Below are 13601 nucleotides of genomic sequence, written 5' to 3'. Positions count from 1 at the left end.
TTGCCCTCCTCCGAACCCTCCGCCCCCGCCCCTGCCGAGGGACCCGTCATCGACGCCCGCGGGCTCGGCCGGTCGTTCACCGTCTCCGAGGGGCCGCTGCTGCGCCGCAGGCGCCGCACCGTGGACGCCGTCGACGGGGTGGCCTTCCGGGTGCGCCCCGGCGAGACCGTGGGCTACCTGGGGCCCAACGGCGCCGGGAAGAGCACGACCATGAAGATGCTGATCGGCCTGCTCACACCGGACCGGGGGCGCCTGCGCGTCCTGGGGATGGAGCCGGCCCGCCACCGGACGCGGCTGGCGGCGCGCATCGGCATCGTGTTCGGGCAGCGCACCACCCTGTGGTGGGACCTGCCGCTGCGCGACAGCCTGGCGCTCACCCGGCACCTGTACCGGGTCCCGCCGCGCGACCACGCGCGCCGCCTCGCCGAGCTGACCGACCTCTTGGAGCTGGGCCCGTTCCTGCACACCCCGGTGCGGCAGCTCAGCCTGGGCCAGCGCATGCGCGGGGACCTGACGGCCGCGCTGCTGCACGACCCGGACCTGCTGGTGCTGGACGAGCCGACCATCGGGCTGGACGTGGTCAGCAAGGCCACGATCCGCGCGTTCCTGGCCCGGCTCAACGCCGAACGCGGCACCACGATCCTGCTGACCACGCACGACCTGGGCGACGTGGAGCGGCTGTGCCGCCGCGTGATGGTGATCGACCACGGCCGCCTGGCCTACGACGGGGACCTGGCGGGGCTGCGGGACCGCGCCCCGGGGCCGCGCACGCTCGTCGTCGACCTGGCTGAGCCGGGGCCGCCGGTCGAGGTGCCGGGGGCGCGCTGCGTGCGCCGCCAAGGGCCGCGCCAGTGGCTGGAGCTGGAGGGGAATCCGGCCGAGGTGATCGCTGAGGTGGCACGAAACCGCCAGGTCGCGGACCTGACCGTGCAGGAGCCCGGTATCGAGGGGGTCGTCGCCCGGCTCTACCAGGGGGACGCGGCCCTTGCGGCCGCAGACGGAGGGGAGTGAGGGAGGCGCGGGGGGGGAGGGCCGGTGGTGATGTTCGCGGCGCCGGGGGTAGAGGATGGAACGGGCCCGTTCCCCCTGTCCCCTGCCGCCTCATCCCCGACGAGGAATCCCCACCGATGTCCGATTCTTCCCCCGACTCCTCCCCCGCCCCCGAATCGCAGGAGACCTCTCCGACGGGACGCCGACCCGCATGGTGGTCCGACCGGCGCTACCTGATCGGCGGCGGCGTCGCCCTCGGGTTGGCCGCCGCCGTCTCCCTGGGCGTCTACGCCACACCCCCGGCGGCCTACGAGAGCATCGGCGACTGCGACGAGCTGCTCAAGGACGCCGTCGGGCACGTGACCAAGGACGACGTCAAGGTCGTGGAGTTGGAACCGGCGTTCACGGCGCCGCCGACGGCGGAGGACGACACGGGCCCCGAGTACTCGGCCTGCGGCGGCTGGGTCGGTGAGGGCGAGCTGGTCGTGGACATCACCCTCTACTCGCCCGACACGGCGGCCTCGGACTACAAGCCCGTGAAGGAACGCCTCGCCGCCGTCAGGGAGAGCGCGGACGAGGGGCCCGAGGACGGCAGCGAGAAGCTCGCGGGCAAGGACATCGAGGTGGGCGACGAGGGGTTCGCCACCTTGTACAAGATCGTCGAGGAGGCGTCGCACACGGACCCCTCCGGCGAGGAGGCCCTCCTCCACTGGGCCCAATTCCGCATGAGCAATGTCGCCGTGACGGTGCAGTACCGGACCGAGGACACCGCTCTGCCCGACGAGGACCTGATGCTCGTCACCAGGATCTCCGAGGGTCTGGAGGAGAGCATCGACGCAACCGCCGAGTAGGGGCGGCCAGGTGGCGGAGGGGCGCCCGCCCGCCGCCTGTCGGTCCAGGCGGATCAGGTCCTTCTGGACCGCCGCGCGCACCGCGGCCGTCCGGGTGTCCCCCCGGCTTGCGACGAGGTGAACGGGGCGCTTCCCCGGCCCTGCCCGCCGGCCGTCCGGCCCCGCGCGGTACAGGTCGACGGCCAGGCAGCCGACAACGTCGCCGCAGGGGCCGCCGACCTCCGCTGTCGGCCTCCGCCTTACGCCCCGGCGGACCGCAAGCGGCTCGGTCCGAGGGTCAGGCCTTTCCGTACTCTCCCTCTTCTGGACCTCCCCCGCCCTCGCCGGGGGCGAAGGCGAGGCGGTGCAGCCCCTCCGCCGTCGCGCGGAACCCCTCTTCCCCCAGCAGTCCGCGCACCTCGGCGTTGAAGCGGTCCATCTCCGGGCGGGCGTCGCGCAGGGCCGCCTCGCCCTCCTCGGTCAGCTCCAGCACCACCGCCCGGTGCTCGTCCGGGTGCGCCCGCCTGGCCACCAGTCCGCCGTCGGCCAGGCGCCGGACCAGCGCCGTCACGGCGGACTCGCGCAGGCCGAGCACCTCGGCGAGCCGCCGCTGGGTCGCGCCCGGCTCGGCACGGACCGCGAACAGCGCCCCGAGCTGCGCACTGGTGATCCCGGCGGCCTCCACCAGACGGCGGTCGGCGTCGGTGCGCAGGCGGTGGGCGGCCCGCTGCAGCAGGAAGTACAGGCGCTCGTCAGGTCCGGGCATGGTCCGATCTTGACAGAGCGCCCCGGGCGGCGCGATCCTCACTTCACTAGTGAAATGAGGATTCCGTGGACACGCTCGACATCGATGACCCCGCCCTCGAGAACGCCCGCGCCGTCCTGCGCGCACAGCCGTTCAGCGCCCTGCTCGGCGCCCGCCTGACCGCCTTCGGCGACGGGCACGCCGTTTTGGAGCTGGGCATCCGCGACGATCTGCGCCAGCAGTACGGCGTGCTGCACGGCGGCGTGCTCGGCTACGCCGCCGACAACGCGCTCACCTTCGCCGCGGGCTCCGCCGCCGGAACGGACCTGATCACCGCCGGGTACAGCATCGACTACCTCAAGCCCGCCGACGGCGTCCTGCTGCGCGCCGAAGCCCAGGTGGTCCGGGCCGGCCGCACCCGCGTGGTGTGCCGGTGCGACCTGGTCACCGTGGACGGGCAGGACGCCGAGACCCTGGTCGCCGTGGCGCAGGGAAGCATCTCGGTCGGCAACCGGCCCCGTTAGCGGAACGGCTCGCCCGCTCCGGACGTGTCGACGTGGTGCCGCCGTCGGAGCAGGGTCCCTCGGCCGTCCCCGGTCCTGCGGCGGGACGTGGGACCAGGCCGCACAGGGTCCTGGCCGGGGCGTGCGGGCACCGGCGAGAGGCGGGTTCGCCCCGGACCGCCGCCCCGAGGGGCACCGTCGACGGCGCGGTCGGAACCGCGCCGCCCCCCCTGCACGGGCTCAGCGAACACCGCGGACTCCCCCACCGGACAGACCCGCCCCGTCACCGCTCCAAGAGCTCCCGCAGCTCGGCGATCACCCGCTCCGGGTCGGCCTCGGCCATGAAGTGGCCCGCCGCCACCGTGCGGTGAACCAGGTCGTCGGCCCACCCCTTCCAGATCCCCTCGGCGTCGAACCCCAGCGCCGCGCCCCAGTCCTGCTGCAGGACGGTGACCGGCATGCTCAGCTTCCGGCCCGCGTCCCGGTCGGCCTGGTCGTGCTCGGCGTCGATCCCGGCCGAGGCCCGGTAGTCCGCGACGATCGACGGCACCGCGTTCCTCGACGCCTCAAGGTAGGCCTCGCGCACATCGGCGGGGATCGTCCCCGGGTCGGCGCCCCAGGCGTCGAGGAAGAACGAGAAGAACGCGTCCGGCTCGGCGGCGATCATCCGCTCGGGCAGACCGGGCGGCTGGGCCATCAGGTAGAGGTGGAACCCGACCGCCGCGCTCCGGCCGTGCATCACGTCCCACATGTCCAGCGTCGGCAGTACGTCCAGGCTGGCCAGGTGGGTGACGTGGTCCGGGTGGTCCAGCCCCGTGCGGATGGCGACCAGCGCCCCGCGGTCGTGCCCGGCCAGGGCGAACCGCTCGTGCCCCAGGGCGCGGGCCAGCGCCACGACGTCGGCGCCCATGGTGCGCTTGGCGTAGGCCTCGCCGTCCTCGGCGGGCTTGTCGCTGGCGCCGTACCCGCGCAGGTCGGGGACGATGACGGTGTGGTCGGCCGCCAGGTCGGCGGCCACGTGCCGCCACATCAGGTGGGTCTGCGGGAACCCGTGCAGCAGCACGACGGGGCTGCCCGAGCCGCCGACGGCCGCGTGCAGCTCGACGCCGTCGGCGACGGGCACCCTCTGATGGTCGAATCCGGGAATGGTCGGCGCCATGGTGCTCTCCTCGATCGTGGTCGGGCCGGCCGGCGGCGGCGCGGGGGCCGGATGCCCCGGTCCGCCCCTCCGTCCGGCTTCGTCCCGAGCGTGCCGCGCGCCGATGAGCATCCGATGAGCGCATAACGTTGGACCGGCGGGCGTTCAGGGAAGGCGGGCATGGAACGGGTCGGGTTCGGTGTGCTCGGGCCGGTCGCGGCCGAGCGGGACGGCGCGGCGGTCCCCCTCAAGGGGCCGCGGCACCGGGCGGTACTGGCGGTGCTGCTCATCGCCCGCAGGCGGGTCGTCCCCGTCGACCGCCTGGTGGACGACCTCTGGGAGGACCCGCCCGACGGCGCGGTCGGCGCCGTCCGCACCTTCGTGGCCGCGCTCCGGCGCGCCCTGGAGCCGGACCGCCCGCCGCGCACCCCGCCCCGGCTGCTCGTGACCGAGGGCCCGGGGTACGCGCTTCGCACCGCCCCCGGAACCGTGGACGCCTGGCGGTTCGAAGACGCCCTGCACGAGGCCGGGGACCAGCCGCCCAAGCGCGCGCTGGAGCTCCTCGACAGCGCCCTCGGGCTGTGGCGCGGCCCCGCCTACGCCGACTTCGCGGACGAGCACTGGACACGGGCCGAACGCGCCCGCCTGAACGAGCTGCGCCTACAGGCGGTGGAACGGCGCGCCGACGCCCGCCTGGCCCTGGGCGAGGCGGCCGCTGCCGTCCCGGACCTGGACGCGCAGGCCGCCGAGCACCCCTGGCGGGAGGAGACGTGGCGGCTCCTGGCACTGGCGTTGTACCGCTCCGGGCGGCAGGCCGATGCGCTCGCGGTGCTGCGCCGGGCCCGGTCGGCCCTCGCCGACGCCCTGGGAGTCGATCCGGGGCCGCGCCTCCGGCGCCTGGAGGCGGACGTGCTGGCCCAGGACCCTGCATTGGACCGGCCCGGGGCGGCCCGGTCCGCCGCCGAGGTGTGGGCGCGCACTGCGGCCGCCTATGACCGCTCGGTCGCCGCCGGTTCCCGCGCGCGCCTGGAGTCGTCGGTCGGCCTGCTGCGGAGCCTGGCGGTCACCGGTGGCGGCGGCTTGGAGGCGGCGCGGGAGAACCGGCTGGCGGCCATGCGCGCCGCGGAGGAGGCCGACGACCCGGAACTGGCGGCGCGGGTGATCGGCGCCTATGACGTGCCCGCGATCTGGCCTCGCAGCGACGATCCGGCCCAGGCCCGGGAGATCGTCGCCGCCGCCGAGCGGACGCTCGCAGCGCTCCCCATGAGGGGCGGAGACGGAACCGGCGGCGAGTACGCGGCAGCACGCTCCCGCCTGCTGGCCACGATCGGCCTGGAGATGCGCGGAATCCGGTCGCCCCGGGGGCCCCAGGCGGCGCATGAGGCGGAGGAGATCGCGCGCCGCCTCGACGACCCCGCGCTGCTGGCCTTCGCCCTCAACGCGGTGTTCATGCAGTCGTGCACGCGCGCGGGCGGTGCCGAGCGGCGCGACGCCATAGGGGCGGAGGCCGCGGCGCTCGGGGCCCGGCACGCCTTGCCGACCTATGAGGTCTTCGGCCGGATGGTGCGGATGCAGGCGCGCGCGGGGCTGGGCGACTTCGCCGCCGCCGACGAGCATGCCGCGGCGGTCGACCGACTGTCCCTTCAGAACGAGCTGCCACTGGCCCGGGTGTTCACCCGCTGGTACCGCGCGCTCCGGGCGGCCGTTTCGGGGCGCACCGGCGACGCCGAGAAGGCCTACCGCGATGCGGCCGCGGAATTGGAGGGCTCGGGGATGCCGGGCGTCGAGGCGGGGTTGCCGCCGCTCGCGCTGCTGTGCCTGCACGTGTCGGCGGGCCACCCGGCTGTTCAGAGCGTCTCGGAGGAGCCGAGCGCCGCAGAGGAGACGCCCGAGTCTCCTGAGGCCGGAGGGCGCGGGGCGCCCGGGTCACCCGTACTGGCAGCGGTGGGGCGCGTGTCCCCGGACTCCGACTGGGGCCCCTACCGCCCCTGGGTCGAACCGCTCCTGCTCCTCCACGCCGGGAAGGACGACGAGGCCCGGGCCGCCCTGCACACGCTCCCCGAGCCGCCGCCGGACCTGCTCTATGAGGCGCTGTGCTGCCTGGAGGCGGCGGCCGCCCTCGAACTCGGCGATCGAGCGACGCTGGAGAAGGTCCGCGACCGGCTCCTTCCCGCCCGACAGGAGATCGCGGGCGCGGGAAGCGGCATGGTCACCCTCGGCCCGGTCGCGCAGTGGCTCGACGCGATCGCCGACGCTTTGGCCGCCGCCTGAGCGCATAGGAACGCCCCACGCCGCTTCCCGAGCGCGATCTTCATCCGCCCGGTTCCGTCATCTGGCCGGACAGAGATTCTGCGGACGCGACCGGTTCCGTCCGCCCCTCTCGCCCCGGGTCACGCCCTTGCGCAGAGTTGCACTGGGCTTTGCCGCGCCTCGGTGTGGCGTAGGCCGCTGCCGGGGGAGGCTAGTCGGCGATGCCGCCCGGGACGGGACGGTAGGGCGCGCCGCGGCGCGCGGCCCGGGTGGCGACGTCCGCGCAGAACCGGGGGGATCCCATGGACCGCGTCGCGAAGACCGCATCCGAGGCACCGGGGAGGTGGCGGCGGTGACCCGGCAGACCAGCCGCCCGCGCCTGCCCGCGCAGGCGCGCCGCGAGGGGCGGGAGGAGACGCGCCCGCCCGAGCTCGGCCCCGGCGAGGTCGACGTCGCGCTCACCGTCGACGGGACCGCGCGCACCGTGCGCGTCGAGCCCCGGGTGAGCCTGCTGGACGCGCTGCGCGAGCGCATGGGCGTCACCGGGCCGAAGAAGGGCTGTGACCAGGGCGCCTGCGGCGCATGCACGGTGATGGTGGACGGCCGCCGGGTGCTGGGCTGCCTGACGCTGGCCGTCACCTGCGAGGGCCGCGAGGTCACCACGGTCGCAGGGCTGGCCGACGGCGACCGGCTGCACCCCGTGCAGGAGGCCTTCATCGCCAACGACGCCTTCCAGTGCGGCTACTGCACCCCGGGCCAGCTGGTGTCGGCGGTCGCCCTGCTGGAGGAGGGGCACACCGGCGACGACGCCGAGATCGCCGAATGGATGAGCGGAAACATCTGCCGGTGCGCCGCCTACCCCAACATCCGCGCCGCCATCCGGCAGGTGCGCGACAGGCGCGACGGGAACGCCGCCGACACGGTCGGCACGGTCGGGGCCGCCGGGACCACGGAGGCGTCCGGGCCCGGCGGCGCCGGCTCCGACACCCCCGCGGCGCACGCCCGCGGGTTCCCCGCCGACCCCGGCCCGGACTCGGTCGGCCCGCGCACGGAAGGGGACCGGTGATGCATCCCTTCGCCTACACCCGGGTGTCCGACGTGGCCACCGCCGTCGAGGAGGTCGCCTCCGACCCCGGCAGCGAGTTCCTGGCCGGAGGCACCACCGAGGTCGACATGCTCAGGATCGGCGTGGCGCGCCCGCGCCGCGTCGTCGACATCAACGCGCTGCCGATCTCCCGCATCGAGGAGGGGCCCAACGGGGGCGTCCGGCTCGGCGGGCTGGCGAGGATGAGCGATGTCGCCGCCCACCCCGTCGTGCGCGAGCGCTACCCGGTGCTCTCCCGCGCGCTGGAGATGGGCGCCTCCCCGCAGCTGCGCAACATGGCCACCATCGGCGGGAACCTGATGCAGCGGGTGCGCTGCGCCTACTTCCGCGACGGCGGAGCGGCCTGCAACAAGCGGGTGCCGGGCAGCGGGTGCGCCGCGATCGGCGGGGTGAACCGGGGCCACGCGGTCCTGGGCACCAGCGAGCAGTGCATCGCCGCCCACCCGTCCGACGCCGCGGTGGCCCTGACCGCCCTTGACGCGGTGGTGCGGCTGCGCGGCCCCGACGGCGAGCGGTCCGTCCCCGTCGACGACTTCTTCCTGCTCCCCGGGGACACGCCCGAGCGCGAGCACCCCGTGGGGCACGGGGAGCTGATCACCGCCGTCGACGTGCCGCCGGTCCCGGCCGCCCGCACCTCGGTCTACCTGAAGGTGCGCGACCGGGAGTCCTACGAGTTCGCGCTGGCGTCGGCGGCGGTGGTGCTGCGCGTGGAGGACGGGATGGTCGCCGAGGCCCGCATCGGCCTGGGCGGGGTCGCCACCAAGCCCTGGAGGGCCCACGGGGCCGAGGGGGCGCTGGTGGGGTCCCCGGCCGAGGGGGCGTCCTACGAGCTGGCGGCGGTCCGGGAGATGCGGGGCGCCGTGCCGCGGAGCATGAACGCCTTCAAGATCGGGCTGGCCGAGCGCACCGTGGTGCGGGCGCTGCGCATGGCGGCCGAGCGGCAGGGAGGGGCGCGATGAGCACCGTTCCGCAGGAGGCGCGGGCGGCCCAGACCGGGCGGCCGATGGACCGGGCCGACGCCCGCGCGAAGGTGACGGGGGCGGCGCGCTACGCCGCCGAGTACGCGCCGCCGGGCACGGTGCACGCGGTGCTGGTGGGCGCCGAGATCGCCTGCGGCGAGGTGACCGGGGTCGACGCGCGCGAGGCGCTGCGCTCGGACGGGGTGCTGGCGGTGCTCAGCCACCTGAACCTGCCGCCGCTGGCCGCCGAGCCGCACCTGCTGCCGTCGCTGGCGGGCGCGAGCGCCTCGGGGCAGAGCTTCTTCCCGATGCGCGACGCGCGCGTCCACTACGCGGGGCAGCCGGTGGCGATGGTGGTCGCCGACACCCTGGAGCGGGCCGGGCACGCGGCCTCGCTGCTGCGGATCGGGTACCGGGGCGAGCCGCACACCACCACCCTGGAGGAGGGCCGGGAGCGGGCCTACGAGCCGGACCGGATCTTCGCCGGGTTCCTGCCGGGGCGGATGGGCCGGGGCGACGTGGAGGCCGGACTGGCCGAGGCGGACGTGGTGGTGGACGCGGTGCACCGGATGTCGGCCAACCACCACAACCCGATCGAGACGGCGGCGGCCACGGCGTACTGGGAGGACGGGCGGCTGACGGTCCACGACTCCACGCAGGGGCCGACCGCGACCCGGCTGACCGTGGCCGAGCTGCTGGGCGTCCCGCCGTCGCAGGTGCGGGTGGTGGCCACGGCGGTCGGCGGCAGCTTCGGGGCCAAGGCGATGATCTGGGCGCACCCGACGCTGGCGGCGATGGCGGCCCGGCACGTGCGGGCCCCGGTGAAGCTGACGGTGACGCGCGAGCAGATGTTCACCGCCTGCGGGCACCGGGAGGAGCAGGAGCAGCGCATCACCCTGGGGGCGCGGCGGGACGGCACGCTGACCGCGATCCGCCACCACAAGCTCTCGCCGACCTCGCCGTTCGACGATTGGGCGGAGCCGTCGCTGGAGATGCCGGCGCGGATGTACGCCTGCCCGAACCACGAGGGCGTGTACCGGCTGTTCCGGGCGAACACGATGACCCCGGCGTTCATGCGGGCGCCGGGCGAGGCCTCGGGGATGTTCGCCCTGGAGACCGCCATGGACGAGCTCGCCTCGGAGCTCGGCGTCGACCCGCTCGACCTGCGGCTGCGCAACCACTGCGACACCGACCCGACGACCGGGCTGCCGTGGTCGAGCAAGGGGCTGCGGGAGTGCTACGAGCACGGCGCGCAGATGTTCGGCTGGCGCGGCCGCGACCCGGTGCCGGGCACCCGCACCGACGGGCACTGGCTGGTGGGCACGGGGATGGCCTCGGCCGTCTACCCCGTCTACCAGGCGATGAACCCGCAGCGGGCGCGGGTGCGGCTGCACGCCGACGGGCGGGCCGTGGCCGAGACGGCGTGCGCGGAGTTCGGCACCGGGGTGGGCGCGGTGATGCGGCAGGTGGCCGCGGCGGCGCTGGGCATCGACGCCGAGCAGGTGGAGGCGCGCTACGGCGACACCGACCTGCCCACCACGGTGGCGGCGGTGGGGTCGGCCGGGTCGGGGGCGATCTCCTCGGCGGTGCACACGGCCGCGACCGCGCTGCGCGAGCAGATGGTGGAGCGGGCGGTGGCCGACCCGGACTCGCCGCTGCACGGGGCCGACCCGGCGCGGGTGGAGGTGGCCGGGGGCCGGATGTTCCTGCGGGACGGCGGGGGCGAGTCCTACACCGACCTGCTGCGGCGGCACATGATGTTCGACGCGGAGGCGCTGGGGTCGTGGGACCCGCCGGGGCCGGACGCCGGATTCGCGGCGGCCACGTTCGGGGCGCAGTTCGCCGAGGTGGGCGTCGACCCGGACCTGGGGCTGGTGCGGGTGCGGCGGATGCTGGGGGTGTTCGCCCCGGGCCGGGTGCTCAACGCCAAGACGGCGCGCAGCCAGCTGATGGGCGGCATGCTGTGGGGGCTGGGGCACGCGCTGCTGGAGGCGACCCGTATGGACCCCGACTCGGGCCGGTGGGCGAACGCGAGCATGGGCGAGTACCTGCTCCCGGTGAACGCGGACGCCCCGGAGGTGCGGGTGGAGTTCGCGGAGGTGGAGGACCGGATGGTCAACCCGCTGGGCGTGAAGGGCGTGGGCGAGGTGGGGGTGGTGGGCGCCGCGGCGGCCATCGCGAACGCGGTCCACCACGCGACCGGGAGGCGCTTCCGGAACCTGCCGATCACCGTCGAGGCGGTGCTGGGCGGGCGCTGAACGAAGGAGGGCGGCCGCGGTTCCCTGCGCACCTGCGGCCGCTCCCGTGCAGGTGGGCCGCGTCAGCGACGTCGCCAGGCACCCACCCGGAACACAGTCCGGCGCATCCGGAGCCCGGGGGGTACGAAATACGAAGTACGCAGGCGCGACAGCACAATGGCCATCGTCATCTACCGGTCACCGCCGGGGCAGCGCCGGGACAGCGCCGGCCCCGGCCGTGCGGTCAGAGCACCTGCTTCGCCGAGCCCGAGCGCCTGAGGAGTCGGACGGCGATCACCGGGAGCACGCTCGCCGCGCACAGGACCAGCACGGCCGGGAAGAACCACGCCGAAGCCCCGACCCGCTCCGGGAACCAGACCGCCGCGCATACCAGGGCGAAGACGCCCTGGACGATTCCGGCGGTGAGGAGCACCGATCTCGCTCCGGTGACGGCGTCGGCCCGGTCGGCGGGCCGGTTCACGAACGCGGACAGAGGCGTCCGGTCGGCGTCCGGGAAGTCGACGAGCCGGTCCTCCGGGACCGTCCGCAGCACCAGGGCCGCGCTGAAGGCCAGCAGCAGGAGCACCCCGGCGCCCACGAGCACCGGTCCGAGCGCCGTCAGGGGGCCGGTCGCGGCCGTGGCCGTGACGGTCCCGGGGCCGGAGAAGTGCACCGGCAGCTCCCCCGGCAGGCGCGGGTAGACCGCCGCTCCCACGATCACCTGCCCCAGGAGGAGCACCAGCGCCGGTGCCAGGTAGACCTTCGGGTACGGCGGCGGCGCATAGCCCGCCCTGGTCGGCTTCGGTGGCATCCGTCCGTTTCTCCCCACTGTCCGAGCGGCGGTGTCGCCGGATGATCGCCGGATGGAGGCGCTGGGCCCTCAGGCACGGTACCCCGATCCTCTCCACCGCCCGACAGGGCCCCAAGGACATCAGGGGACGAGCACGTTGCGGAAGCGCGCGTCGCCCATGGCCGCGAACGCTTGCTCGGCCTCCTCCAGCTTGTACTGCTCGACCATGGGCCGCACGCCCTTGAGGGCGGCGAAGTCCATCGCCTCCTCGCTGTCCTTGGCGTGGCCGCTGTACCAGCCCCGGACGCTCCTGCGGCCGGTGACCAGGAGCAGGCTGGAGACGGGGATCGGGTCGTGCGGGGTGCCGATGACCATCATCTCCCCGTTGCCGTGTAGGCCCTGGGCGATGTCGGCCTGGGCCTCCGCGTGGTCGACGGTGGCGAGCACGACCCGGGCGCCGCCGATCGCGGCCAGGGCCTCCCCCGCGCTTCCGTCGGCGCCGTCGATGTAGTCGTCGGCCCCCAGGGCCCGCGCGATCTCCTCCTTGGCGCGGCCCCGGCTGACCGCCACGGTCCGGAACCCCATCGCGGCGGCGTACTGGATTCCCAGGTGGCCCAGGCCGCCCACGCCCTGCACGGCGACCGTGTCGCCGGGGCGGGCGCCGGTGTTGCGGAGCGCGTTGAAGACCGTCACCCCGGCGCACATGAGCGGGGCCGCCTCCTCGAAGGAGAGCGCCGCGGGGATGCGGGCCAGCGCCTCCTGGGGGATGACGGCGTATTCGGCGTACCCGCCGTCGAAGTCGGCACCGCCGATCAGTCGCTCCGAGCAGTTGGCGAAGTCGCCGCGGCGGCAGGAGGCGCAGGTGAGGCAGTGGCCTCCGTGCCATCCGGCGCCGACCCGGTCGCCGGTGTTCCAGGCGCGCACCCCGGGGCCGATGGCGTCGACGGTCCCGGCGATCTCGTGGCCGGGCACGCGCGGCTGGCGGGTGCCCATGAGGCCGAAGCGGGGGATGGCGTCGCCGCCGCAGACGCCGCAGGCGTGGACCCGCACCCGGACCTGGCCGGGGCCCGGTTCGGGGACGGGGAGCTCGGCGGGGGTGAACGGCCCGCCCTGCTCGGTGGCCTGGACGGCGCGCATCGTGGTCGCGGTCATGGTGGGTCTCCTCCCTCGGGCACGGCCGGCGCCGGTCTCGGCGCTGGCCGGTATCGCCGATAACGTTATGTCGCTTCCATTGATAACGCAACACCGATACTGAAAACCCGTTATCATCGATACATGGCTGAACGGAGCGACACCCGCACCCGGATCGTCGGCGCCGCGGCGCGTCTGCTCGACGACGGCGGCCCCGACGCCGTCACCACGCGCTCGGTGAGCGCCGCCGCCGGTGTGCAGCCCCCGGCCATCTACCGCCTCTTCGGCGACATGGGCGGCCTGCTGGACGCCGTGGCCGCCGACGGTTTCGCCCGCTACCTGGCGCAGAAGGAGGCCCAGCCCCCCACCGGCGACCCGGTCGACGACCTGCGCGCCGGGTGGGACCTGCACCAGGAGTTCGCCCGCGGGCACCCGGCGCACTACCGGCTGATGTACCGGCCCGACCGCACGGAGGCGACGAGCGAGGCGGTCGATCGGGCCGACGAGATCCTGCACGGCCTGATCCGCCGCATCGCCGAGGCCGGGCGGCTGGTCACGGGGGTGGAGCACGCGGCCCGGATGGTGCACTCGGCGGGACGCGGCGTCGCCTTCTCACAGATCGAGGCGCCCCCCGGGGACCGCGACCCGGAGCTGTCGGAGCGCATGCGCGAGGCGGTGCTCGCCTCGATCACCACCGACGCGCCCGACCGGGCCGCCGGGGAGGGCACGCCCCCCGAAGAGGACGGCGGCGCCGACCGTGAGCCGGCCCGCCGCGCGATCGCCCTCCGGGCGATCCTGGACGACGCCCCCGCACCCCTCACCCGGGGAGAACGCGCCCTGCTGGAGGAACTCCTCGACCGCATCGCGGGCGGCGCCGGCCGCTAGGGTGTGTTTCTCGGAGGCTTTTCGATCAGCGAGCGGCC

At 75.2% G+C, this 13601-nt stretch carries 11 protein-coding genes and 1 pseudogene; 8 read left to right on the top strand and 4 right to left on the bottom strand.

Annotated features, from left to right (window positions below; translation table 11 throughout):
• Both O4U47_RS07145 and O4U47_RS07140 read left to right on the top strand, forming a co-directional pair.
• Positions 1-1011 (top strand): ABC transporter ATP-binding protein, encoded by a 1011-nt coding sequence (locus O4U47_RS07145; RefSeq protein ID WP_270676813.1) that lies wholly within the window; start codon positions 1-3, stop codon positions 1009-1011.
• A 116-nt stretch (positions 1012-1127) separates the two neighbouring features.
• On the top strand, positions 1128-1841 hold the full coding sequence (locus tag O4U47_RS07140; RefSeq protein WP_270676811.1) for a hypothetical protein: 714 nt from the start codon (positions 1128-1130) through the stop codon (positions 1839-1841).
• A gap of 277 nt (positions 1842-2118) precedes the next feature.
• On the opposite strand, the gene O4U47_RS07135 is transcribed toward O4U47_RS07140, so the two are convergent.
• Complete coding sequence (locus O4U47_RS07135; RefSeq protein WP_270676810.1) at positions 2119-2586, bottom strand: MarR family winged helix-turn-helix transcriptional regulator; 468 nt, start codon at positions 2584-2586, stop codon at positions 2119-2121.
• A gap of 65 nt (positions 2587-2651) precedes the next feature.
• Between O4U47_RS07135 and O4U47_RS07130 the strand changes: the two genes are divergently transcribed.
• Positions 2652-3089 carry a PaaI family thioesterase gene (locus tag O4U47_RS07130; RefSeq protein ID WP_270676809.1) on the top strand — a complete coding sequence of 146 codons (438 nt, stop codon included), beginning with the start codon at positions 2652-2654 and terminating at the stop codon, positions 3087-3089.
• A gap of 262 nt (positions 3090-3351) precedes the next feature.
• On the opposite strand, the gene O4U47_RS07125 is transcribed toward O4U47_RS07130, so the two are convergent.
• Complete coding sequence (locus O4U47_RS07125; protein WP_270676808.1) at positions 3352-4227, bottom strand: alpha/beta fold hydrolase; 876 nt, start codon at positions 4225-4227, stop codon at positions 3352-3354.
• Between the two features lie 159 nt (positions 4228-4386).
• Here O4U47_RS07125 and O4U47_RS07120 point away from each other — a divergent pair, with 159 nt between their 5' ends.
• From O4U47_RS07120 to O4U47_RS07105, 4 genes and pseudogenes are all read left to right on the top strand, one after another.
• Entirely contained in the window at positions 4387-6477 is a 2091-nt protein-coding gene (locus O4U47_RS07120) for an AfsR/SARP family transcriptional regulator (RefSeq protein ID WP_270676807.1), read from the top strand.
• 331 nt (positions 6478-6808) lie between these two features.
• Positions 6809-7357: pseudogene (locus O4U47_RS07115) on the top strand ((2Fe-2S)-binding protein); the annotation flags it as partial.
• 164 nt (positions 7358-7521) lie between these two features.
• Positions 7522-8520 (top strand): FAD binding domain-containing protein, encoded by a 999-nt coding sequence (locus tag O4U47_RS07110; RefSeq protein WP_270676806.1) that lies wholly within the window; start codon positions 7522-7524, stop codon positions 8518-8520.
• Positions 8517-10778: a xanthine dehydrogenase family protein molybdopterin-binding subunit gene (locus O4U47_RS07105; RefSeq protein WP_270676805.1), complete on the top strand. Its 2262-nt coding sequence runs from the start codon at positions 8517-8519 to the stop codon at positions 10776-10778. The genes O4U47_RS07110 and O4U47_RS07105 overlap by 4 nt, the downstream gene beginning before the upstream one ends.
• A gap of 223 nt (positions 10779-11001) precedes the next feature.
• Here O4U47_RS07105 and O4U47_RS07100 read toward each other — a convergent pair whose 3' ends face one another.
• Both O4U47_RS07100 and O4U47_RS07095 read right to left on the bottom strand, forming a co-directional pair.
• Entirely contained in the window at positions 11002-11568 is a 567-nt protein-coding gene (locus O4U47_RS07100) for a DUF1648 domain-containing protein (protein ID WP_270676804.1), read from the bottom strand.
• 120 nt (positions 11569-11688) lie between these two features.
• Positions 11689-12699 carry an alcohol dehydrogenase catalytic domain-containing protein gene (locus O4U47_RS07095; protein ID WP_270676803.1) on the bottom strand — a complete coding sequence of 337 codons (1011 nt, stop codon included), beginning with the start codon at positions 12697-12699 and terminating at the stop codon, positions 11689-11691.
• Positions 12700-12822: 123 nt separating this feature from the next.
• On the opposite strand from O4U47_RS07095, the gene O4U47_RS07090 reads away from it, so the two are divergent.
• Positions 12823-13563 (top strand): TetR/AcrR family transcriptional regulator, encoded by a 741-nt coding sequence (locus O4U47_RS07090; RefSeq protein WP_270676802.1) that lies wholly within the window; start codon positions 12823-12825, stop codon positions 13561-13563.
• Positions 13564-13601 lie beyond the last annotated feature (38 nt).

The organism is Nocardiopsis suaedae, assembly GCF_027706745.1.
In the GTDB taxonomy this organism is placed as follows: Bacteria; Actinomycetota; Actinomycetes; order Streptosporangiales; family Streptosporangiaceae; genus Nocardiopsis_A; species Nocardiopsis_A suaedae.
The sequence above is the reverse complement of the archived record's forward strand: the minus strand, read 5'-3'. Positions and strand labels throughout refer to the sequence as shown.